19 protein-coding genes and 1 riboswitch are annotated in these 21,824 nt (G+C 53.3%); of the genes, 17 read left to right on the top strand and 2 right to left on the bottom strand.

The features are described from left to right. Positions 1 to 10: 10 nt before the first annotated feature. From uca to ACFVVF_RS28295, 6 genes are all read left to right on the top strand, one after another. Complete coding sequence (gene uca, locus ACFVVF_RS28320) at positions 11 to 3,652, top strand: urea carboxylase (protein ID WP_387816635.1); 3,642 nt, start codon at positions 11 to 13, stop codon at positions 3,650 to 3,652. After that, positions 3,649 to 5,469, top strand: a complete 1,821-nt coding sequence (gene atzF / locus ACFVVF_RS28315) for an allophanate hydrolase (protein WP_387816550.1) — start codon at positions 3,649 to 3,651, stop codon at positions 5,467 to 5,469. The genes uca and atzF overlap by 4 nt, the downstream gene beginning before the upstream one ends. Before the next feature lie 172 nt (positions 5,470 to 5,641). After that, a riboswitch (guanidine-I (ykkC/yxkD leader) is annotated at positions 5,642 to 5,768 on the top strand. Between the two features lie 67 nt (positions 5,769 to 5,835). Next, positions 5,836 to 6,678 carry an ABC transporter ATP-binding protein gene (locus ACFVVF_RS28310; RefSeq protein ID WP_387816548.1) on the top strand — a complete coding sequence of 281 codons (843 nt, stop codon included), beginning with the start codon at positions 5,836 to 5,838 and terminating at the stop codon, positions 6,676 to 6,678. A gap of 31 nt (positions 6,679 to 6,709) precedes the next feature. Further along, positions 6,710 to 6,952, top strand: coding sequence for a hypothetical protein (locus tag ACFVVF_RS28305; protein WP_387816546.1), 243 nt, complete (start codon positions 6,710 to 6,712; stop codon positions 6,950 to 6,952). A 358-nt stretch (positions 6,953 to 7,310) separates the two neighbouring features. After that, on the top strand, positions 7,311 to 7,850 hold the full coding sequence (gene spoVT, locus ACFVVF_RS28300) for a stage V sporulation protein T (protein ID WP_387816544.1): 540 nt from the start codon (positions 7,311 to 7,313) through the stop codon (positions 7,848 to 7,850). A gap of 161 nt (positions 7,851 to 8,011) precedes the next feature. After that, entirely contained in the window at positions 8,012 to 8,824 is an 813-nt protein-coding gene (locus tag ACFVVF_RS28295) for a DUF3298 and DUF4163 domain-containing protein (RefSeq protein ID WP_387816541.1), read from the top strand. A 224-nt stretch (positions 8,825 to 9,048) separates the two neighbouring features. On the opposite strand, the gene ACFVVF_RS28290 is transcribed toward ACFVVF_RS28295, so the two are convergent. Next, a complete protein-coding gene (locus ACFVVF_RS28290; protein WP_387816539.1) occupies positions 9,049 to 9,900 on the bottom strand; it encodes an AraC family transcriptional regulator in 852 nt (283 codons plus the stop codon). Between the two features lie 177 nt (positions 9,901 to 10,077). On the opposite strand from ACFVVF_RS28290, the gene melA reads away from it, so the two are divergent. After that, entirely contained in the window at positions 10,078 to 11,376 is a 1,299-nt protein-coding gene (melA, locus tag ACFVVF_RS28285) for an alpha-glucosidase/alpha-galactosidase (RefSeq protein ID WP_387816537.1), read from the top strand. Between the two features lie 978 nt (positions 11,377 to 12,354). Here the strand turns inward: melA and ACFVVF_RS28280 are convergent. Beyond that, on the bottom strand, positions 12,355 to 13,662 hold the full coding sequence (locus ACFVVF_RS28280; protein WP_387816535.1) for a glycerate kinase: 1,308 nt from the start codon (positions 13,660 to 13,662) through the stop codon (positions 12,355 to 12,357). A gap of 133 nt (positions 13,663 to 13,795) precedes the next feature. On the opposite strand from ACFVVF_RS28280, the gene yabN reads away from it, so the two are divergent. The 10 genes from yabN to spoIIE all read left to right on the top strand — a co-directional run bounded on the left by yabN (position 13,796) and on the right by spoIIE (position 21,646). Beyond that, positions 13,796 to 15,271, top strand: a complete 1,476-nt coding sequence (gene yabN, locus ACFVVF_RS28275; protein ID WP_387816533.1) for a bifunctional methyltransferase/pyrophosphohydrolase YabN — start codon at positions 13,796 to 13,798, stop codon at positions 15,269 to 15,271. A 210-nt stretch (positions 15,272 to 15,481) separates the two neighbouring features. Continuing rightward, entirely contained in the window at positions 15,482 to 15,754 is a 273-nt protein-coding gene (locus tag ACFVVF_RS28270; protein WP_042171268.1) for an HU family DNA-binding protein, read from the top strand. Positions 15,755 to 15,757: 3 nt separating this feature from the next. Beyond that, on the top strand, positions 15,758 to 16,036 hold the full coding sequence (locus tag ACFVVF_RS28265) for an RNA-binding S4 domain-containing protein (RefSeq protein WP_042171271.1): 279 nt from the start codon (positions 15,758 to 15,760) through the stop codon (positions 16,034 to 16,036). 125 nt (positions 16,037 to 16,161) lie between these two features. Beyond that, positions 16,162 to 16,746 (top strand): histidine phosphatase family protein, encoded by a 585-nt coding sequence (locus ACFVVF_RS28260; protein ID WP_387816633.1) that lies wholly within the window; start codon positions 16,162 to 16,164, stop codon positions 16,744 to 16,746. A 104-nt stretch (positions 16,747 to 16,850) separates the two neighbouring features. Next, on the top strand, positions 16,851 to 17,135 hold the full coding sequence (gene yabP / locus ACFVVF_RS28255; RefSeq protein WP_387816530.1) for a sporulation protein YabP: 285 nt from the start codon (positions 16,851 to 16,853) through the stop codon (positions 17,133 to 17,135). Next, positions 17,132 to 17,743: a spore cortex biosynthesis protein YabQ gene (gene yabQ, locus ACFVVF_RS28250; protein ID WP_387816528.1), complete on the top strand. Its 612-nt coding sequence runs from the start codon at positions 17,132 to 17,134 to the stop codon at positions 17,741 to 17,743. Before yabP ends, yabQ begins: the two co-directional genes overlap by 4 nt. 43 nt (positions 17,744 to 17,786) lie before the next feature. Further along, positions 17,787 to 18,101, top strand: coding sequence for an FtsB family cell division protein (locus tag ACFVVF_RS28245; protein ID WP_387816526.1), 315 nt, complete (start codon positions 17,787 to 17,789; stop codon positions 18,099 to 18,101). 122 nt (positions 18,102 to 18,223) lie between these two features. Further along, positions 18,224 to 18,727, top strand: a complete 504-nt coding sequence (locus ACFVVF_RS28240; RefSeq protein ID WP_387816524.1) for a S1 domain-containing RNA-binding protein — start codon at positions 18,224 to 18,226, stop codon at positions 18,725 to 18,727. A gap of 113 nt (positions 18,728 to 18,840) precedes the next feature. Continuing rightward, a complete protein-coding gene (locus ACFVVF_RS28235; protein WP_387816522.1) occupies positions 18,841 to 18,963 on the top strand; it encodes a hypothetical protein in 123 nt (40 codons plus the stop codon). A gap of 145 nt (positions 18,964 to 19,108) precedes the next feature. Then, a complete protein-coding gene (gene spoIIE, locus ACFVVF_RS28230) occupies positions 19,109 to 21,646 on the top strand; it encodes a stage II sporulation protein E (RefSeq protein ID WP_387816520.1) in 2,538 nt (845 codons plus the stop codon). Positions 21,647 to 21,824: the final 178 nt, after the last annotated feature.

The raw sequence follows: 21,824 nt of genomic DNA, 5'->3' as shown, positions 1-21,824 counted from the left end.
GGAGTACATGATGTTTACAAAAGTGCTAATTGCTAACCGAGGTGCTATCGCCGTGCGAATTGAACGGACGCTGCGCCGGCTCGGCATCCGGTCCGTTGCCGTCTATACACAAGCGGATCAAGACAGCCGTCATGTTGATGAGGCCGACGAAGCGGTGCTGATCGGCGACGGGCCGGCAGCGGAAAGCTATTTGAATGCGGAGCTCATTCTTAAGACGGCTATCGAGACAGGAGCTGAGGCGATCCATCCCGGCTATGGGTTTTTGAGTGAAAATGCCGATTTTGCACGAGCTTGCCGTGAACGAGGCATTGTGTTCATTGGCCCGGAGCCGGAGCAGATGGAGCGATTCGGGCTGAAGCATTCCGCGCGTGAGCTGGCGGAGAAGGCGGGAGTTCCGATGCTGCCGGGTACGCCGCTTATTACGGAGTTCGCGGAAGCGCTGAGCGAGGCGGGACGAATCGGTTACCCGGTTATTCTGAAAAGCACCGCTGGCGGGGGCGGCATCGGGATGCGCGTATGTGACGATGAGGGTGCGTTGATCGCGGCTTATGACGGCGTGCGTCATCTTGCCGAGACGAACTTCAAGAACGGCGGCTTGTTTTTGGAGAAATATATTGCGAGAGCACGTCATGTCGAAGTACAGATTTTCGGCAATGAATATGGCGAGGTTGTTGCGCTTGGGGAGAGGGATTGCTCCATCCAGCGCCGCAATCAGAAGGTGATTGAGGAAAGTCCGGCGCCGAATTTGCCGGAGGCGGTGCGTGCCGGTCTGCTTGCTTCAGCTAAACGGCTTGCCGCCGAGGCGGGTTACCGCAGCGCTGGTACGGTGGAATATCTTTATGATCCGGAGAGTTGTGAATTCTATTTCCTTGAAGTGAATACAAGGCTGCAAGTGGAGCACGGCGTGACGGAGGAAGTGCTCGGTCTCGATCTCGTTGAGTGGATGGTTCGCGAAGCGGCAGGGGAATTGCGGGGGCTGGAAGCTTTAGTTCCGGAGCCGAACGGACACAGTATGCAAGCCCGGATCTATGCCGAGGATTGCTTGCAGAACTTTCGTCCGAGCGCCGGTCAGCTCGACCGGGCGGTGTTCTCTGAGAATGCCCGCAATGAAAGCTGGGTAAGGGATGGGATTCAGATTACGACCCTCTACGATCCGATGCTGGCAAAAATCATCGTACACGGCAAGAATCGCGAAGACGCTATAGCGAAGCTCCTTGCTGCGCTGAGCGAGACGCGGATGTTCGGTATTACGACCAATCTGCAATATTTGCAGGCGCTGCTTCAAGAATCTGATTGTCAGGACGGTCTGGTATACACGCGAATGCTGGAGGGTTTTGCTCCGGCGGAAGCTGCGCTTGAAGTGCTCGACGGCGGGATTCAGACAACGGTGCAGGATTTTCCCGGCCGGGTTGGACATTGGGATGTAGGAGTACCGCCATGCGGGCCGATGGACCCGTTCTCATTCCGGATTGGCAACAAGCTGCTTGGCAACACCGACGCTGCGGCTGGTCTTGAGCTGACGCTGCGGGGCGGTGCCTATAAATTCCGCAATGCTGCATGGTTTTGTCTAACCGGCGCCGACATGAATGCGGAGCTGGATGGCGAGCGGGTTCCGCTCTATCGGCCGATACGCGCTGACCAGGGGCAAGTGCTTCACTTTGGAGAAGCTTCCGCAGGACTGCGGACGTATTTGCTGCTTGCGGGAGGATTGGATATGCCTCGCATATTGGGCAGCTCCGCGACCTTTACGCTAGGGGGCTTTGGAGGGCATGGCGGACGGGCGCTGCGGGCGGGCGACGTGCTGCGGATGAATGGCGGTCATCAGCCGCTGCCATGGAGCGGGCCAATTGATGAAGCGTTTCTTCCGGCTGTAGCCCGGGAATGGACGATTGGGGTTATTCCTGGACCGCATTGCACGGAGGAGTTTTTGCGGAAGGAGTATTTGAATCAGCTTACCGAGACGACGTGGGAAGTGCATTTCAACAGCTCCCGGACCGGCGTTCGCTTAATTGGCCCCGCTCCGTTGTGGGCCCGAGAGGATGGAGGCGAGGCCGGGCTTCATCCTTCAAATATTCATGATAATGCGTATGCCGTCGGGACGCTTGATTTAACGGGGGATATGCCGATTTTGCTCGGCCCGGACGGACCGAGTCTCGGTGGCTTCGTTTGTCCGGTAACGACAGCTTCAGCAGAATTCTGGAAGCTGGGCCAGCTGCATCCCGGCGACAAAGTGAGCTTCCGTCTGTTAACACTGGAGGAGGCGGATGCGCTTCGCGACGTTCAAGAAGCTAATCTGCAAGCTATAGGCCGCGGCGAATGGTCGGCGCTTGCCGAGTTAAGCTTGCCGCCCAAGTCCGACCGATTGCTAATGGACCCATCCTATCCGTTGCTGGTAGATGAATCGGAAGGGCGGCGTTTTCCGATTAAAATCCGCTGCAGCGGCGACGAGAATCTGCTCGTAGAATACGGCGCGCTGGAGCTTGATCTGCTGCTGCGCTTCCAGGTTCATGTCTTAATGGATGCCATTCGCGATTGTGCGGACCTGCCTGTGCTGGATCTGACGCCAGGCATCCGCTCGCTGCAAGTGCATGTCGATCGCTCTCGTATAACGGTGGGCGAGGCCTGCCGTCTCATTCTTGAACTCGATAGCAAGCTTCCGCCGCTGGAGTCGATCCAAGTGCCTTCGCGAATCGTCCGTCTCCCGCTCTCTTGGGATGATCCGGCTACCCGGCTGGCGATTGACCGCTACCAGCAGACAGTACGGCCGGATGCGCCGTGGTGTCCGAGCAACATCGAGTTCATTCGCCGGATTAACGGACTAGACAGTGTCGATGAGGTGCAGAACATCGTGTTTGACGCGAGTTATCTTGTACTGGGTCTTGGTGATGTTTATCTGGGCGCGCCTGTGGCAACGCCGATGGATCCGCGTCACCGCCTCGTAACGACGAAATACAATCCGGCCCGCACTTGGACGCCGGAGAATGCAGTTGGCATAGGCGGAGCCTATATGTGTGTCTATGGAATGGAAGGGCCTGGCGGCTATCAATTTGTCGGCCGGACGATCCAGATGTGGAATAAGCTTCGTACAACGGAAAGCTTCCGGCCGGGCAAGCCTTGGCTGCTCAGGTTCTTTGATCAGATTCAGTTTTTTTCGGTTAGTGCCGAAGAATTGCTTCGTCTTCGCGAAGATTTTCCGCGCGGCCGCTATGAAGCTGAGATTGTGGAGACGACATTTGACTTGGGAGAGTATCTGGCTTTCTTAGAGGAGATCGGAGAGAGTGTGGAGCAATTTCGCTTGAAGCAGCGTACGGCGTTTGCGGCGGAAAGAGAGAGCTGGAAGGCGCTAGGTCTGGCTGAATATGTGTCGGATAGCGACTCAGGACAATTGGAAGAGGAAGATGCGCTACCTTCTGGTACGGAAGCGGTGCGCTGCAATATGCCGGGAAGTGTATGGAAGGTGCTTGTCTCGCCGGGTGAAGCGGTGAAGAAAGGTGACACGCTGCTTATTATTGAGAGCATGAAGATGGAATTCTCGCAGCAGGCGTCCTGCGACGGCGTTGTGGCTTCCGTCTTCGTCAAGCCGGGTGATGAAGTGCATACAGGGCAGCTCATTGTCGGCATTACGACAGAAATTGGGGTGGCGGCAGGATGACATCTATGAATGTAACAGGCATTTTATCGATCGAGCGGCTGAAGGAGCAATATGCAGCGGGGCGTCTTACGCCAAGTGTTGTTATAGAAGGAATTGTAGAACGATCTAAGGCGGACGCAGCTAAAAATATTTGGATTACACCGCCGTCTTATGAGCATATTCAGCCCTATCTGGATCGGTTGAGCGTTCTAGCGCCTGCTGATGCGCCGCTTTGGGGCATTCCGTTCGCGGTTAAGGATAATATTGATGTGGCTGGTCTGCCAACTACAGCGGGTTGTGCCGAGTATGCCTATATACCTGCCCATCATGCGGCGGTCGTGGAGCGGCTGGTAGAAGCGGGAGCTATACCGGTTGGCAAAACGAATCTGGATCAATTCGCGACAGGGCTTGTTGGAACGCGAAGCCCATATGGCGAGACAACCAATTCCCTTCGTCCCGAGCTGATTAGCGGCGGTTCAAGCTCCGGCTCGGCGGTAGCCGTTGCGCGGGGTCATGCGGCATTTTCTTTGGGTACGGATACGGCGGGCTCCGGTCGCGTGCCGGCTGCGTTGAATGGTTTGGTTGGCTTCAAACCCAGCATTGGTGCATGGCCGGTGAAAGGCGTGGTTCCGGCATGCGAAAGCTTGGATTGCGTGACCGTCTTTGCCCATAGCTTGGAGGATGTGCTGGCAGTGGATGGTGTGGTGCGCGGCGCCCACGCCTCAGATCCTTGGTCGCGAAGCTTGCCGCAGCCGGCCGCCAAGCTGCCCGCCAAGCTTTATTTGCCGAGTAATCGGCCTAGTTTCTATGGATCTTTCGCAGATTCATACGGCAAAGCTTGGGATGCGGAGGTTGCGCGGCTCGTTAAGCTGGAGGAGCAGGGCGGGCTTGGTATGCAAATCGAGTATATCGATGATGCGCTGTTCTCAGAGGCGGCGGCGGTTTTATACGACGGGCCTTGGATTGCTGAGCGGTGGGCCGAAATGGAGGGATTCGTCGAGTCAAGTTCCCCTGGAACGGTATTTCCGGTGACGGAGCAGGTGCTGCGCTCAGGCAACGCTGAGTCCTTGACTGCTGCTTCAGTCTTCCGGGCGATGCACAAGCTGGCACAATATAAGCTGGAAGTGCGCCAATTGCTGGAGGATGCTGTATTGGCAATGCCAACCTGCGGAGGCACATGGACGCGTGAAGAAGTGCGTCTGAATCCAATTGCAACTAACAGTGCGATGGGGCTGTATACGAATCACTGCAATTTGCTTGATCTCTGTGCGGTAGCTATTCCTGCAGGTGAAGCGGAAGCGGATCTGCCGTTTGGCATTACGCTGTTTGCCTTGGCGGAGGAGGAGGGCCTGGTCGTCGGGGCTGCGTCACAGGTTTTGGGGGCGGAAGTGTCAAGGGGGGCTGGGGGTACTGAGACGGTTGTTTTAGACCGTGTACTTAGTGTGCCGATCGGGAAGTCTGCGACTGCGACGACTCTTGTCGCTGTATGCGGCCTTCATATGCGCGGCTTTCCGCTGGAGAAGCAAATGCTGGGCTGCGAAGCGGTTTATATTCGTACGGCGAGATCGGCTGCCAAGTATAAGTTGTTCAAGCTGCTGACGGAGCCTGCCAAGCCGGGGATGGTTCGGGTCCATGAAGAGGGTTCTTCAATTGAAGTGGAGCTCTGGGAAATGCCGCTGGAGAGATTCGGCGAGTTCGTGGCGTCCATTCCGGCACCGCTTGGAATCGGCAAGATTGAGCTGGACGACGGCTCTGTAGTGCCGGGTTTCGTATGTGAAGGGTATGCTGTTCAGGAAGTGGAGGAAATTACTGCAGCTGGCGGTTGGCGTTATGTCTGAGGAATGTGAGGTAATTCGCTTTAGCAGAGTCTTCTCTCGGTTTTATGTAATAATATCTAACATAAATATTGACGAATCAGACCGAAATGCTTTAATCTAATAATAAATAAGTTAGATTAGTTGACGCATTTTAACTGAATAAAGGTTTCCGGATGATTGCAGAACCGGGAATGACAAAGTCGTCTAGGGTTCCGTTGGGCTGAGCTGCTCAAGTCCGGTCCGAGAGATGACGTATAGCAGGCGATCACCCGAGCACGGCGGCCCTTCTATATACACGGAAGGATAAAAGCCTGGGAGATCACTTTCTCCCGGGCTTTTTGCTATTCGAATAACGACACTCAGCGATGAGGGATGGGGGCATGAACGATGATGCAGGCAGCCAAGAAGCTAAATGTGAATACGGTTGAAGCGGATCCAACAATGGAAGTGAAGCTTGCAGATACCGTGGTTGAGCGGGGCCGAATTGAAATATCCGGGGTTCATAAGGTGTATGAGACGAAGAAATCCAGGTTTGAAGCGCTTCGAGACATTCATTTGACGATTGACTCGAATGAGTTCCTGACGATTCTGGGTCCCTCCGGCTGCGGCAAATCGACATTGCTTCGGATGGTCGCTGGTCTTGATGAGCCAACCGGGGGCGAATTGCTGCTTGATGGAGAACCCATTATCGGTCCATGCGCCGATCGGGGCATGGTATTCCAAGGGTATACGCTTTTTCCTTGGCTGACTGTGAGGGAGAACATCGAATACGGCCCCAAGCTGAAAGGCATTCCGACGCTGGAGCGCAGAAAAATATCTAATGAGTGGCTGAGAACGATACGGCTGGAATCCTTCGACAAAGCGTTTCCGAAGCAGCTATCCGGCGGGATGAAGCAGCGTGTAGCGATTGCGAGAGCGCTTGCTAACAAGCCAAAGGTGCTGCTGATGGATGAGCCGTTTGGCGCGCTCGATGCTCAGACGAAGCTGGAGATGCAGGAGATGCTGCTGGAGGTTTGGGAAAAGGAGCGGACGACGGTACTGTTCATCACTCATGACATTGATGAAGCGATTTTTCTATCGCAGCGCATTGTAGTTATGGGCGCGGGTCCTGGCCGGATTTTGAAGGAGTTCAGGGTGCAATTGCCCGACCGTCTTGCGCCGGATGTGCGGGAAACCCCTGAGTTTCTAGGGTTGAAGCGTGAATTGGTCGGATTGCTGAAGCATAATTAACAAGGAGGAGCGGCAGATGGAAATGAACTTAATGAAATCTGAATCAACGAACGACAAGGAATGTGTTGTTGATGGCGTGTCGCCAAATTCTAATTCTAATACGATTGAGGCAACTTCACTCCCCGTCACGCCATCCCGCGGGTGGCGTCCGATTTTGCTTAAAGCATTAGGCATTACTGCCAGAATACTGCTCGCCAGACATCCTGCCGCTCTTTCCAGAGAGGCAGGATGTTTTTGGTATGGAGGGGATGGACAGGATGATAAACGCGATTGAATGAGATTAATTCATAAAAGCCATGCAAGCTCTGCGGATATTCGGGGAATGCTGGAAGAACGGCCAGTCTGGAAGCGAGACCGCAAGTTGCGCAACTGCTGCCATGGTATTGTGTATAAGAAAATGGGAGCCGATGAATACTATGGTCAGATTCACAACGAATTCGTTATCGAACTCGCTCGATCTCGAGGACAGCCCGCATCGCCTGATGTTCAAATAAGCTGTTCATCGCCCGAACGTATCCGTTAGCCGTACGCTAAATATTTTTACCGCAAGGGCAGGCAAGCTGTCTAAGGCTTGCATCTAGCCGGAATATCCAGTCGACTCAAAATCCTCTAGGAAAGTGGGGCAACATGAAATGAAAGCAACTGGAATTGTACGTCGCATCGATGACCTCGGGCGTGTGGTGATTCCGAAGGAGATTCGCCGCACATTGCGTATCCGTGAAGGCGATCCGCTCGAAATCTTCGTAGACCGCGACGGTGAAGTTATACTCAAGAAATATTCCCCAATCGGCGAGCTTGGCGACTTTGCGAAGGAATATGCCGAATCTTTATTCGAAAGCACGAATCACGTCACGCTTATTACTGACCGCGATACGGTTATTGCCGTTGCAGGGGCATCCAAGAAAGAGCTGCTGGACAAGCAGATCGGCTCGCTTCTGGAGACTTGTATGGAAAACCGCAAGACGGTGGAAGGCGCGGCAGGCACCTATGAAATCGTTAAAGATGTACAGGATGCTTATTCCGCTTATGTGGCTGCGCCAATCGTGGCTGGCGGAGATCCGATCGGCACGGTTGTGCTGCTTAGCAAGGACGATAGCGTGAAAATGTCTCAGATGGAGACGAAGATGGCTGAGACGGCTGCAGGCTTTCTAGCGAAACAAATGGAACAATAAATTGAAGAGAATGGACGAAGACTTGGCTTTCGGTGCGCGGCGATGCGGCATATCGGGAGCCGGGTCTTTTTTTGCGCGAATGGGCTTTAACCGTATTGTAACGTTTGTTCGGCTGGACTGAGCTATAGTGAAGACAAGATTCTAGTTCTGGAGGCATCGATATGAAATTTTCGTATAAAATGATTGCTTTTGCCGTTGCCGGCTTAGCTGTGGCGATTCCTGTAGTCATGGCTTCTCCGGCCTTTTCCCGAAATCCGGATGCAGCTTCTTCGCCTGCTGAAGCAGCTATCGTCCACAATGTGAATTCAGGAGAGGCGCAGAAGGCGGGGAAGGATCAGGATCAGAAGCCTGAACCGGGGCACGGGGCTGAAGCGGTTGTCGTCAGTGATAAAACGATTCATGACACGACTGATCTATACACGGCTGATTTGAGCATTCCCGTCATTGCCGGAATGGCTGATGAGCGTTATCAGGCACAATTAAATGCGGAGCTGGAAAAGAAGACGATGGAGGATTTTAAGCTGCTGAAGAAGCAAGCTGAGGAAGGTTCTGCTGATGCAGCGGCTGGAGGCTACACCTTCCATCCGTATGAAATGAAGCTGGATTATACGTTGAAATCTGATGGCGGGGCTGCTGCGGGAGGAAAGCTGTCGCTGACGGTTCAGACTTACCTGTATAGCGGAGGGGCTCACGGCGGTACACGTGTCGACACTTATAATGTAAGAAATGATGTGAAGGCGGAGCCGCTAACGCTGGAGAAAGTGCTTGGCAGCCGCTTCAAAGAGCTTGGCGAGGGCGCACTGAAGCAAGCGTTGGCGGAAGATCCCGAACGTTTCAATGCAACGGATGTTGAGAATTTCGAATTAACCGATGATCATACTTTCTATTTGGCAGACGGCAAGGTGTACTTGCTGTTCCAGGAGTATGAGGTCGCCCCGTATGCCGGGGGTATTATCGATGTTCAAGTGAAGTGATGTCAGGTTAGATGAGCAAAGTTAAGTAGAGTAAAGCAGTGCAAGACAAAGGCTAGACAGAGCGAGAGAAAGCAAGACAAAGCGAGGCACGACAAGGCAAAGCAAAGCAAGATGAGGCAAGGCAAAGCAAGGCACGAAAAGGCAAATCGAAGCAAGGCAAGGCATGGCATGGTAAAGCGAAGCTAAACTAAGCAACGTAAGTTGAATAAAGGCAGGCTCGATGCTTAACTAGGGTTGTTCAGCTGTTCCCGATAGGTGCGGGGAGGGGCTCCGATCGTTTTTTTGAACATTTTGCTGAACAAGAAAGGATCGGTATATCCGACAGACCGGGCAATGTCACTGACTGTAAGATCAGGGTTGGCGAGCAGCTCGACAGCGCGATTCATCCGGAATTGCAGCAAAAACAATTGCAACGACAGTCCGTATTGCTGTTTGAAAAGGCCGGATAAATAAGTCGAGTCGAGGCCGACGGCTTGCGCGATGTCTTGCACGGTCGTCTTTTGGCTGTAATTGTTCTCGATGAAGGTGATGGCCTGACTCATATAGGCTTCTTTCGAATTTGCGCGCTTGATGGGCTCCGGGGAGCGGGATTCTGAGCACTCAACAAGCTCTGCGATATACCGGTACAGGAGACTTTGTTCTAATATATCGTTGGATTCGAGCTGGTGGGCATCCATCATAAGGCGATAAGCATCTTCGAACCAGTTGTTCCCCGTGTCGTTTCCGTTATTGGCGTTGAATATCGGCTGCGATACGCTTAGCCCTGCACGCTGCATGAAAGACCGGGCATGAAGGCCGTCGAATCCGATCCAGCTGTAGCTCCAAGGGTCGGTATCGTCCGCGGTGTAATGAACGAGCGTCCCCGGAGTGATCAGAAAACCGCTGCCTGCTGATAGCTTATATGTCTCACCGCCTGTCGAAAATTGTCCTTTTCCGCTGTGCACGTAATGAACAATGTACAGGTCCCGCAGCCCGGGTCCCCAGCTGTGAAGGGGCTGGCAATGCTCTTCCCCGAAGAAGCGCAAGCGAAGCTCCATTTGCCGCTGCGGCGGCTCTTTTTTCTGATAAATTTCCATGGTGGCGCTCCTTTCACTCGTTCAATATTATGACATGGATTATTATAGTATTATGCGTGAAATCACGCAATGAAAAGGAATTATGACAGGTAGTTCGGGATTTAACCCATGTTCGCGAGTGCCTCTCCGCCTTATAGTTAAGGTATTAAATTCAACGATAAGACGGAGGCGAATGAAATGTCCAAAATTACGTTTCTAGGCGCAGGCAGCACGATTTTTGTGAAAAACGTTCTCGGTGACGTCATGCTTACGGAAGCGCTTCAAGGCTTCGAACTGGCATTATTCGATATCAATGACAACCGGTTGCGCGAGTCGGAGCAATTGCTTCTTAATATGAAGGAATCGATTGGCAGCACATGTGTTATTAAAGCCTACACGGATCGTAAAGAGGCGCTGCGCGGCGCAAAATATGTCGTTAACGCCATTCAGGTAGGCGGCTACGATCCATGTACCATTACGGATTTTGAAATTCCGAAAAAATATGGCTTGCGTCAGACGATTGCCGACACTGTTGGCATCGGCGGTATTTTCCGAAATTTGCGTACGATTCCGGTCGTGCTTGATTTTGCCAAAGACATTCAAGAAGTATGCCCAGATGCACTGTTCATGAATTACACGAATCCGATGGCCGTACTGACCAACGTACTGACTACACATGGCGGCCTGAATACCGTTGGTCTTTGCCACAGCGTACAAGGCTGCGTGCCGCATCTGTTCGAACACTTGGGTATGGATACCACGGGCGTGAAGACGAAAATCGCGGGCATTAACCATATGGCTTGGCTGTTGGAAGCAACAAAGGACGGCGTCGATCTGTATCCGGAAATGAAGCGCCGTGCCGCTGAACTGCAGAAGGAGAAGCATCATGACATGGTTCGCTTCGAGCTGATGCTGAAATTCGGCTACTACGTGACGGAATCGTCCGAGCATAATGCGGAATACCATCCGTACTTCATCAAGCGCAACTATCCGGAGCTTGTGGACCGGTTCAACATTCCGCTCGACGAATATCCGCGCCGTTGTATCGATCAGATCAAAGGCTGGGAAGCACAGCGTGATGCAATGCTTGCTGACAAGAAGGTTGAACACAAGCGCAGTGAAGAGTATGCTTCGCACATCATGGAAGCTATGGAGACGGACATTCCGTACAAAATCGGCGGCAACGTCATGAATACAGGGCTCATCACGAACCTTCCTAGAGAAGCATGTGTCGAAGTGCCGTGTCTGGTCGACCGCTCCGGCATCCAGCCGACTTTTATCGGCGATTTGCCGCCGCAGCTTGCTGCTCTTAACCGCACCAACATTAACACACAGCTGCTGACGATCGAAGCGGCGATTACGGGCAAAAAAGAGCACATCTATCATGCGGCGATGCTCGATCCGCACACTTCTGCTGAATTGTCGCTCGACGATATCGTATCGCTCTGCGACGACTTGATCGAAGCGCACGGCAGCTGGCTGCCATCCTTTAAGTAACATAGATTTTCCAGGCTGCTTCGGGCGGGACAAGCACGCAATGGCAAAGGTTTGCCTTGCGTGTGATCCGCTTAGGCGGCTTTTTTTGCTTATACAAGTGTTTGTATGGCGTTTTGGCTTGGCCTCCACTGCAGGTTAGCGAAGCAGACTCGCAAAAGAACGAACCAACTTTCGCTAAAGTGGCTTGTTACGAGGGCATAGCACGGTATAGCGAACCAACTTTCGCAACTCATGAATCTAGGTTCTCGAGTAGCGAAGAAAGGTTCGCTATAGCTGCATGTGCTGGTGTCTCATGTGGTCTCGAGCGAACTTGCCTTCGTTGTTTAGCGAAGGAGGTTCGCTTTTTTAGGCTTGGGCGCTGCGGTCAGACATTGTTTGGTTTGGAGAGCGGCTGTTGGGTGGCACGTTGCGCGTAATAGGTCTTTTTTGAGCAAATAGAGAAGCGATTTGTTAGGAATCGGATCTTTTTTTCGCTGTTTCTCTGACTTATTGGCACTTGTGCCCGGTTCGAGCTGATTAGCGAAGCAGATTCGCAAAATAACGAACCAATCTTCGCTAGTGAGCCTCGTTGAGGGGGCGTGGAACGGTATAGCGAACTAATCTTCGCAACTCATGAACTTAGGTTCTCGAGTAGCGAAGAAAGATTCGCTACAACTCTATGTACAGGTGTCTTAGGTGGTCTCGAGCGAACTTGTCTTCGTTATTTAGCGAAGGAGGTTCGTTTTTTTGGGGTTTGGCTCACCTATTTGCACTTGTACCCAATTTCGAGCTGATTAGCGAAGCGAGTTTGCTTTTTTAATTTTGCGTTGCGGCCCAAAATGAGTTAGTTTTTGGATCAGTTGATGGACGTCATGTAGCGCGTAATGAGTCAATTTTTGGCTCAATAAGTGGCGTTATTTTTAGTTAGTTTTTAGGGTTGTTGATGAGCGCCATCTTCCGCGTAATGGTTCAATTACTGGTTAAGCAGGTTCGCTCTTTTTAGTTAGTTGGAGTATGGATGCGCGATGAAGGTGGCCGGTTAGCGGCAAAAGTCCGCACCACTTGCTCCGCTGCCTGCTCCAGCAGTTCGGCCGTTCGGGACATGGCTTCCTCCAGCGGCATGGGGCCGTCTACGATGCTGTGGGCGCTCACTATGCCCGCATCGTACAGCGGCTCGATGCCAGAGCCGACCGATCCGGCCAGCGCAATGGCCGGGATCCCGAGCCGCTTCGCTTCCAGCGCCACGCCCATGGGCGCTTTGCCTGCGGCGGTCTGGCCGTCTATACGGCCTTCGCCGACTATTACGAGCTCCGCCCCTTCCATTAGGCGGCGGAGCCCCGCATATTCCATGACGACGTCGATGCCGCGTCGTATTGCTGCAGGGAAGAAGGCGAGGAATGCGCCGCCTAGACCGCCGGCCGCTCCCGCGCCGGGAAGCTCGTGCAAGCTGACGCCGGTTTTCCCGGCGATCAGATCAGCCCAAGCGGTCATGCCCTCCTCCAGTTGTCGAACTGTGGCCGGATCGGCTCCTTTTTGCGGGCCGAATACATGCGATGCACCGTTTGGCCCTACAAACGGGCTCTCAACGTCAGTGGCGATAATGAAGCTGGATTCGGCAATTCGCGAATCGAATTCACTGTCATCGATGGCAGTGATATCGATTAGTGAACCGCCTCCGACTCCAGCTGCGATGGGCTTACCCTCGCGGTCCAGCAGCTTCATGCCCAGCGCCTGCAGCATGCCTGCGCCGCCGTCGTTTGTGGCGCTGCCGCCAAGCGCCAATACGAATTGGCGGCAGCCTGCGTCCAGTGCATGGCGAAGCAGTTGTCCTGTGCCATAGGTGGTGGCCAGCAGTGGATTGCGTTCATGAGGTGGAACGAGCATCAAGCCGGATGCTTCAGCCATTTCAACTACGGCAATGCCACTGCGATTCGCAGCATGCCCAGTCATTCCGGCTGCTACGGGCTGCTCGTCGTCCACGCCCCAGCCCTCACTTAGACGTACCTGTGCATCCTCACCCGCATCTAGCCCTCTGCTTTCGTCCTGGATCTCATGCCCCGCCTTGCCTAGTCGCCCGTAAGCGGCGCGCACGGGCTTGCTCATGGGCCCAAGCACTTGTACTTCCACGCGCTGTCCGCCGGCAGCCGCAAGCAGGCAGCTAAGCGTGCCTTCACCGCCATCAGCGATAGGCACTTCTACGACATCCGCGTGCGGCAGGGCGCGCCGCACGCCGCGGGCAATGGCGGCCGCGGCCTCGACTGCGGACATGCTGCCTTTAAAAGAATCGGGTGCAGCTATGACTTTCATCAGGAATCCCGCCTTTTCTCGCATTTTTGCGCGCATTATGGTATTCTCAGTATTCCAAATTTAGAGTTGGGCCGCAAGCAATGGTATACTACCTGTAGCGTAATTTTGCCATTAGGCAAGGAGGAGTATGACATTGACACATTCGATTACGGTCGTCGGCCTCGGTTCCGGCGATTCCGATCAATTGACGTTAGGCGTATGGCGCCGGCTTCAGTCTGCTGAGCGTCTGTATGTACGTACAGAGCATCATCCGGTAATGGCACTGCTGCGGGAGGAGAATCTTGCATTCACTTCCTTCGACAGTGTGTATGAACAGCATGATACGTTTCCTGAGGTGTACGAAGCGATTGCTCAGCAGCTGATCAACGAAGCAAGCGCCGGCGGACCGGTGCTTTACGCCGTTCCCGGTCATCCTATGGTGGCTGAACGCACGGTTCAACTGCTCCGCGAGCGTTGTCCGCAAGCTGGGGTGACGCTGGAGATTCTCGGCGGCGAGAGCTTTCTGGATCAAGCTTTCGTCCGGCTGGGCTTCGATCCAATCGAAGGCTTCGCCTTGCTTGATGCAGCCGAGCTGCAAGCGTCTCAGCTTCAGCCGCGCGTTCATACGCTTATTGGCCAAGTCTATGACGCCTTCACCGCCTCTGATGTGAAGCTCGCACTGATGGAGCGTTACCCCGATGATTTCGAAGTCGTGGTGGGCCACGCGTTAGGCGTGGCGGGAGAAGAGACAATCGTCAAGGTTCCACTCTATGAATTGGACCGGACGGAAGGCTTCGGCAATCTGTCGCTGATCTGGGTGCCGCGCACGGAGCAGGATGCCGTGCTCAACCGCTCCTTCGACCGGCTGCATGAGATTGTTGCCATTCTTCGCAGTCCGGAAGGCTGTCCTTGGGATCGCGAGCAGACGCATCAATCGATCCGCAAAAACTTTATCGAGGAGCTTTACGAAGCGCTCGAAGCTATTGATAACGATGATCCAGACGGTATGCGCGAGGAGTTTGGCGACGTCGTTCTGCAAGTGATGCTGCACAGCCAGATGGAGGAGGAGAACGGTGCGTTCTCCGTCTATGACGTTATAGAGTCATTGAACGAAAAGCTGATTTTCCGCCATCCGCATGTATTCGGCGACCGGAATGCCAATAATGCCGATGAGGCGCTTGGCAACTGGGAGCAGATGAAGGCGGAGGAGAAGAAGCGCAACGGCTCGGATCAGAGCCGCAAGTCTCAGCTTGACGGCATACCTGCCGATCTGCCCGCGCTGATGAAAGCCTACGCGCTGCAGAAGAAGGCGGCGAAGGTCGGATTTGACTGGGACGAGCTTGGCCCGGTGCTTAGCAAGGTTGAAGAAGAGCTGGCGGAGCTGCGTGAAGCGGTCGGCACAGGCGACGCGGAGGAGCAGGCAGGCGAGCTCGGCGACCTGCTTTTTGCTGTGGTGAATGCTTCCCGGTTCATCAAGGCCGATCCGGAGGAGGCGCTCTCCCGCACGAATGCGAAGTTCAAAAAACGATTCTCGTATATTGAGGAGCAGCTTCGTATAAACGGCAAAACTTTTGACCAGACTGATCTAACAGAAATGGATCGCTGGTGGGAAGAGGCGAAGCGACAATAGCAGCCGCTATTCGTCAACAATCGAAGTTTTCCGCTACGATTCGGTAAAAAATTTTTAATAACAGCAGGATTTCTTGCAGCCGAGCAGAATATGTATTCTTCGTATAAAGGATTTAACAGTAAAAATTACCACTCAGATAATAGACGGCTTAGCCTATGCCGACCGTCGATACTGAACTGAGGGCAATTTCAAATTAGGAGGATTTTAATCATGAACAAAACAGACCTGATCAACAACATTGCAACAAAAAGCGGTTTGACTAAACGTGACGTAGAAGCCGTTCTTAACGGTTTCCTGGGCGAAGTAACTGACGCTCTTGCCGGTGGAGATAAAGTACAACTGATCGGCTTCGGTACTTTCGAAACTCGCAAACGTTCCGGCCGAGTGGGCCGCAACCCGCAAACGGGTAAAGAAATCACGATTCCAGAATCCAAAGTTCCTGCATTCAAAGCAGGCAACAAACTCAAGGACGCTATTAAGTAGTTCATGAGATTGGATAAATTTCTCAAAGTGTCCCGGTTGATCAAGCGGCGTACGGTCGCTAAGGATGTGTCCGAGCAAGGACGCGTCTGGATCAACGGCCGCGAAGCGAAAGCGAGCAGCACCGTGAAGGTCGGGGACGAGCTCACAATTCAGTACGGTCAGAAGAACGTAACCGTTCGTGTAGAACGGATTGCGGACACAACCCGTAAGGATGAAGCCGGTGAGCTTTACACGCTAGTGAGAGAAGAGCAGCGCCCGCGCGAGAATGATCTCGGCTGGTAGCTCTAGAAGGGCTGTTCTGCAAGCTTAGGCTTGCCGGGCAGCTTTTTTGCTTTTTAATAGAGGGCATGATTTAGCTTCTAGCGAAGAATAATGAAGAGGAGAACAGGGAGGGAATTGAATTGGCATTGACGAGAATCGGGTGGATTCGGCACGGAAGCACGGCGTGGAATAAAGAAGGACGGGCGCAAGGGCAGTCCGACATTCCTCTTGATGAGGAGGGTGTACAGCAGGCGGAACGTCTGGCTGAGCGGCTCAGCGGGGAGAAGTGGGATGTGATCTACTCCAGCGACTTGATGCGGGCGCGGGCAACGGCGGAGGCTGTAGCACGACGGCTGCAGCTGGGTGAAGTCAGACTCGATGAAAGGCTGCGCGAAGCGAACGGCGGACAAACCGAAGGAACGACGGAGGCAGAACGTATCGAGAAATGGGGCGCGAATTGGCGAGAGCTGGAACTGGAGCGGGAGACCAGGGAATCACTGCTGGAGAGGGCAACTGCGGTGCTTGATGAGATCGCAGAACGCCACCCTGGGCAAAATGTGCTCGTCGTCAGCCACGGCGCTCTGATCGGCCGGTCGATGGAGGCGTGGATTCCGGAAGCGTATACCGGCGAGTCGCTCGTCAATACATCCATTACCACAATCTGCAGGAATGACGGGGACGAAGCAGGCTGGGCTTGCGAGCTGTTCAATTGCTCCAGGCACTTGGACTAGGCGAAGCTAATCTAGCAAAAATAGTTCTAATGGTTGTCCCCCGTTCATAGGCTAGTCTCAAGCGATGTTTCGAAGCTTTCGAAGCGGATGGAGGGACAAGTCGAATGAATGATCAAGTCAAAGGGCAGAAGCGTCAGGAAGTAAAGATGCTGAACCGCAAGCTGCTTGAGCTAACCGGCGTATTGAACGTAGAAAGCTTCGACAGTGAGGAGTTTTTGCTGGATACGGAGCTCGGCTTCCTGACGATTAAAGGGCAAAACCTGCATATTAAGCATCTCAACCTGGAACAGGGTCTTGTAGCTATCGAAGGCTACGTCCATTCACTCGCCTATTTGGACGGAACAGGCCCTTCAAAATCTAAAGGGCTCTTCGGGAAGCTGTTTAAGTGACGCTGGACATGCAATGGTTCACCATGGCGATGATGCTGCTCTCCGGCATCGGCATGGGGGCGGTGTTCGACGGCTATAGAGTCGTATCGAACGAGCTTCGCTTTCCGAAGTGGTGGCTTCCCGTCCTCGACATGGTGTATTGGCTGGCTGCGGCCCTTATTATCTTCCGTGTCTTATACGCCAGCAATTACGGCGAGGTGCGGGCGTATGTGTTTGTTGGATTGCTTATCGGCGTTCTGAGCTACTATTGGCTCTTGAGCAAAGCGGTCATTGCCATCGTCAAATGGGTGATTGAGGCTTTCCGCAAGCTTATCCGTTTTGTGCTCAGATGCCTGGATCTGCTCATTGTGAAGCCTATTATTCTGCTGTACAAATTAGTGAAGGTCATCATTGGAATTGGGACTGCGATCACTATTTTCGTCTTCAAAATTGTGTTACAATTACTTCGTCCTTTTTGGCTTTTGCTTCGTTGGATGACTCGTCCGCTAATACGTCCGCTGGGACGCTGGCTGGGACCGATCGTTGAAAGCTGGCAAATTCCTGCGAGATGGAAGGAAATGAGGACACGTTTAACGAATGTATGGAAAAGATGGTTCAAGCGGGAGTGATGGCTTCAAGCTTTTCGGACCGACCTAAGGAGGGTGTAAGCAAATGGCAACAGCCGCAGCGACGGGCAAGACAACAATCAGCGCCGGTTCCAGACGCCGTATTCGGATCTGGGGGATGGCCTGTGTTCTATTTATGTGCTGGGCAGCTTATACTTTCATAGGGCAATGGAACGAGCAGAAGGCGATGGAGACGAAGCTTTCCGCGGCCCAGAAGCAATTGGAAGAAACAACTGTGCAGACAAAAGCGCTTCAGCAGCAGATTGAACGGCTGAACGATCCTGAATATATCGAACAACTGGCAACAAAGGATCAAGGAATGGTTAAGGACGGCGAACGGCAGATTCAAGTCGTTAAGTAAGCGGCTGGATGGAATTAGACGCTGTAAACGGGTGAACGTCTGTTGACCTGCCTTCAACCGTTCGGTTATAATCACGGTGTGAGGCTAATTAGCAAATATCTTAGGGAGGAACATTTTATTTTATGGCAATTGAAGTGGGCGCCAAGTTAGAGGGCAAAGTGACAGGCATTACGCATTTCGGGGCATTCGTCGATTTGTCGGGAGGTGTCACAGGGCTCGTTCACATCTCGGAGATTGCCGATAATTACGTCAAAGACGTGAAGGATCACCTGAAAATTGATGACATCGTCAAGGTTAAAGTGATCAACGTCGATAAAGACGGTAAAATCGGACTTTCCATTAAACAGGCAGTTGACCGGCCGGAGGGTCAACAACCGCCGCAACGCGAACCGCGTCCAAGTGGTGGAGGCGGCGGAGAACGTTTCAACCGCGGTGGCGGAGGCGGCGGCGGGCAAGATCGTGGCGGACGTCCCTTCAATAAGCCATCTTCTGGCAGACCGTCTTACGGAAAACCGTCATTCGAAGATAAAATGTCGCGCTTCTTGAAGGATAGCGAAGAGCGCATCTCTTCCTTGAAGAAAAACACCGAAGGCAAACGCGGCGGACGCGGAGCCAAACGGGTATAGATCGGTTTTTTATACAATTCTACGGAAAGCAGAGCCCAAGTGGTTCTGCTTTTTTACTGTCTTCAGAGGCATTTCAGAGGCATTGCGGTACGATTTTAGAAGAATGAAAGTTTTTGGCATGGGTAAAATGGAAAAAATTTCTGAGCAACTTCGTCATTACCGACAGCGTCAAGTCAGCATTCGTCAACGAAAAGGAGACGCCATCGACGGTTTTTGTTGAAGCAGGAACGGGATGAGGAGTCAGGCAACGCCGCTTAACTCCGCGCGGGGCAAGCGTTTCCACGGAGGCGACAAGCAATGCGCGGGTAGACCATTTTGTCGGAAAAAACTTTTGAACAGGCTACGTTAAACTGACAAACTTCATACGGACAACCTCCTATAATGAGAAACACAATAAAGTCGGAATGGTGGTGTCGGGAAGTGTACAAGGAGAACGTAGTAGTATTTCCGGGTGGAGAGAGCAAGAAGGCGGGATGGGGTCGAGCGTGGCTGCGCAGAGGCGGGGAGTGGGCGTCATCGCTTCGGTTCGTTCAATTGCTGCTGGCCAAGAAGTGGACGTTTCTGCTGGTGCTGGTCGGCTTTTTGCTTGGACGGGCTGTTATTCTGGAATCGCTGATGCCGTTTGCTGCTGCTTATTTCGCCGTCATTTATTTCATGCGCCGGGATGTGCATGCGTGGATAGCGGTGTCGCTCATTGCCGGGAGCTGGTTTGCCGCCGTTCCTTCCCCGATGTGGATTGCGATGGAAATTGCCGTGCTGTTTCTCATGTTCAAGGGGCTTGAAGCTTATGAGAAGGCGGAGCTGTCATCGGCGCCGCTGCTCGTATTCGCCGCGATGCTTCTCGTCCAGCTGTTTTCCGTATTTGTCGGTGATTCATTAAGCTGGTATAACTTTATGATGGTTGTCGTCGAGGCTGCGCTAGGTTTCGTATTGACGCTCGTGTTCATCCAGGCGATTCCGGTGCTTACGATGTCCAAGAAGACGGCCACACTCAAAAATGAAGAAATCATATGTCTCATGATCATGCTTGCCTCAGTCATGACAGGCGCGGTAGGTTGGGTCGTCTACGGCATGTCCGTCGAGCATGTGATGTCCCGCTATATGCTGCTGCTGTTCGCCCTGGCTGGCGGTGCACCTCTTGGAGCCTCGGTTGGCGTCGTCGCTGGCTTGATTCTAAGCTTGGCCGATTTAACCGCTATTGTGCAGATGAGCCTGCTCGCCTTCGCTGGTCTGCTTGCCGGCCTGCTGCGGGATGGCGGGAAGATGGCGGTCGCCTTCGGGATGCTGCTCGGCACCTCGATATTGGCTATTTATGTGGGCAGTCAGTCTGATGTCATGTCTTCCACATGGGAATCGGCTGCCGCCGCAATTCTGCTCATGCTGACGCCAAAGGTGATGATTCGGACAATTGCCCGCTATGTGCCAGGCACGAACGAGCATGCCAAGTCCCAGCATGATTACGCCAAGCGGGTGCGGGAAGTGACAGCGGAACGGGTGTCGCAATATTCGGAGGTATTCCGCCAGCTCTCCCGGAGCTTCGGACAATTCAGCGGCGCTTCTACCGCATTGAAGCGGGAGGAGGAGCTTGGCCATTTCATGAATGCCGTTGCTGAGCGGAGCTGCCTTAACTGCCATCGGCAAAATGCCTGCTGGGAGACGAAGTTTTATCATACGCATCAGATGATGACAGACATGATTACGAGTGTAGAGGAAGGAAGGACGCCTTCCGCTAAGTCGATGCCTCGCCAGTGGACGAACCACTGCGTCAAGCCTGCTCAAGTCATTGGCGTGATGGAGCAGCAGTACGAGCTTTATAAAAACAATATGCATTGGAAGAAGCAAATATTCGATTCCCGTCAACTTGTTGCGGAGCAGCTGTCCGGTGTGTCGAAAGTCATGGAGGATCTGGCCGGCGAGATTAAGCGGGAGGGTCAAACGCTTCACCTGCAGGAGGAGCAGATCCGGGAAGCATTGGAGGGACTGGGACTATCTATTCAGGAAATTGAAGTGATCAATTTGGAGGAGGGAAATATCGAGATCGAGCTTTACCATCATTTCTCTCAAGGCTACGACGAGTGCCGCAAAATTATAGCGCCGCTGCTCTCTGATATATTAGGCGAGCACGTAGCGGTCAAGTCGGAGCGTGCTTCCGGCAAAAGCGGGGAGCCGACGCTCGTCGTCTTCGGCTCGGCTAAAGAGTACGAAATTGAGACGGGCATTGCCGGCGCGGCGAAAGGAGGCGATTTGCTGTCAGGCGACAGCTTCAGTATGCTGGAGCTGGGCAACGGCAAGTTCGCTGTGGCGATAAGCGACGGCATGGGCAATGGAGAGCGGGCCCGCGAGGAAAGCAGCGCAGCGCTGTCTATTCTTCAGCAGCTCCTGCAATCCGGAATGGACGAGCAGCTGGCGGTCAAATCTGTCAATTCCATTTTGCTGCTTCGTTCCTCCGATGAGGTGTTCGCAACTGTCGATTTAGCGATCATCGATCTATATACGGCCAAGACGATGTTCATGAAGATTGGCTCTACGCCAAGCTTTATTAAACGGGGGAATGAGGTTATTCTGGTGACGGCCAACAATTTGCCGATCGGCATCCTGCAGGAAATTGATGTCGATATGATCTCGATGCAATTGCAGCCTGGCGATGCGCTCATTATGATGAGCGACGGCATCTATGATGCGCCGGGTCATGCGGTCAACAAAGAGATGTGGATGAAGCGGATGATCACCGAGCTGAAGACAAGCGATCCGCAGGAAATGGCGGATGCGCTGCTGGAGACTGTCGTCCGGCATCATGAGGGCGATATTGCGGACGACATGACGGTGCTGGTCGCCCGGGTAGACAAGCATCTGCCGGAATGGGCGTCGTTCCGCTGGCCGGGGCTGACCCGTCTGGAGCGCCCGCGCACGGTAAGTTAAATGGATAACCGGACAATAAGATACAACTCTTTCGGCATATTGGGTGCGAGGGGCGCTCGGGATGCCGGAAGAGCTTTTTTTTGCCCTCTTGGCAGTCATGTATTATAGAAGGTTCCATAGAATCCGAAGATAAGAGAGAGCGGACAAATACCGTTCTCCTTGCAGGCCATACATAATT

The organism is Paenibacillus sp. NPDC058174, from assembly GCF_042883865.1.
Lineage (GTDB): Bacteria > Bacillota > Bacilli > Paenibacillales > Paenibacillaceae > Pristimantibacillus.
The sequence above is the reverse complement of the archived record's forward strand: the minus strand, read 5'-3'. Positions and strand labels throughout refer to the sequence as shown.

Bases quoted from the DNA above. Each gene is read 5' to 3' on its own strand.
- uca (WP_387816635.1), top strand. From the start codon at position 11: ATGTTTACAAAAGTGCTAATTGCTAACCGAGGTGCTATCGCCGTGCGA.
- atzF (WP_387816550.1), top strand. From the start codon at position 3,649: ATGACATCTATGAATGTAACAGGCATTTTATCGATCGAGCGGCTGAAG.
- ACFVVF_RS28310 (WP_387816548.1), top strand. From the start codon at position 5,836: ATGATGCAGGCAGCCAAGAAGCTAAATGTGAATACGGTTGAAGCGGAT.
- ACFVVF_RS28305 (WP_387816546.1), top strand. From the start codon at position 6,710: ATGAAATCTGAATCAACGAACGACAAGGAATGTGTTGTTGATGGCGTG.
- spoVT (WP_387816544.1), top strand. From the start codon at position 7,311: ATGAAAGCAACTGGAATTGTACGTCGCATCGATGACCTCGGGCGTGTG.
- ACFVVF_RS28295 (WP_387816541.1), top strand. From the start codon at position 8,012: ATGAAATTTTCGTATAAAATGATTGCTTTTGCCGTTGCCGGCTTAGCT.
- ACFVVF_RS28290 (WP_387816539.1), bottom strand. From the start codon at position 9,900: ATGGAAATTTATCAGAAAAAAGAGCCGCCGCAGCGGCAAATGGAGCTT.
- melA (WP_387816537.1), top strand. From the start codon at position 10,078: ATGTCCAAAATTACGTTTCTAGGCGCAGGCAGCACGATTTTTGTGAAA.
- ACFVVF_RS28280 (WP_387816535.1), bottom strand. From the start codon at position 13,662: ATGAAAGTCATAGCTGCACCCGATTCTTTTAAAGGCAGCATGTCCGCA.
- ACFVVF_RS28270 (WP_042171268.1), top strand. From the start codon at position 15,482: ATGAACAAAACAGACCTGATCAACAACATTGCAACAAAAAGCGGTTTG.
- ACFVVF_RS28265 (WP_042171271.1), top strand. From the start codon at position 15,758: ATGAGATTGGATAAATTTCTCAAAGTGTCCCGGTTGATCAAGCGGCGT.
- yabP (WP_387816530.1), top strand. From the start codon at position 16,851: ATGAATGATCAAGTCAAAGGGCAGAAGCGTCAGGAAGTAAAGATGCTG.
- ACFVVF_RS28245 (WP_387816526.1), top strand. From the start codon at position 17,787: ATGGCAACAGCCGCAGCGACGGGCAAGACAACAATCAGCGCCGGTTCC.
- ACFVVF_RS28240 (WP_387816524.1), top strand. From the start codon at position 18,224: ATGGCAATTGAAGTGGGCGCCAAGTTAGAGGGCAAAGTGACAGGCATT.
- spoIIE (WP_387816520.1), top strand. From the start codon at position 19,109: ATGAGAAACACAATAAAGTCGGAATGGTGGTGTCGGGAAGTGTACAAG.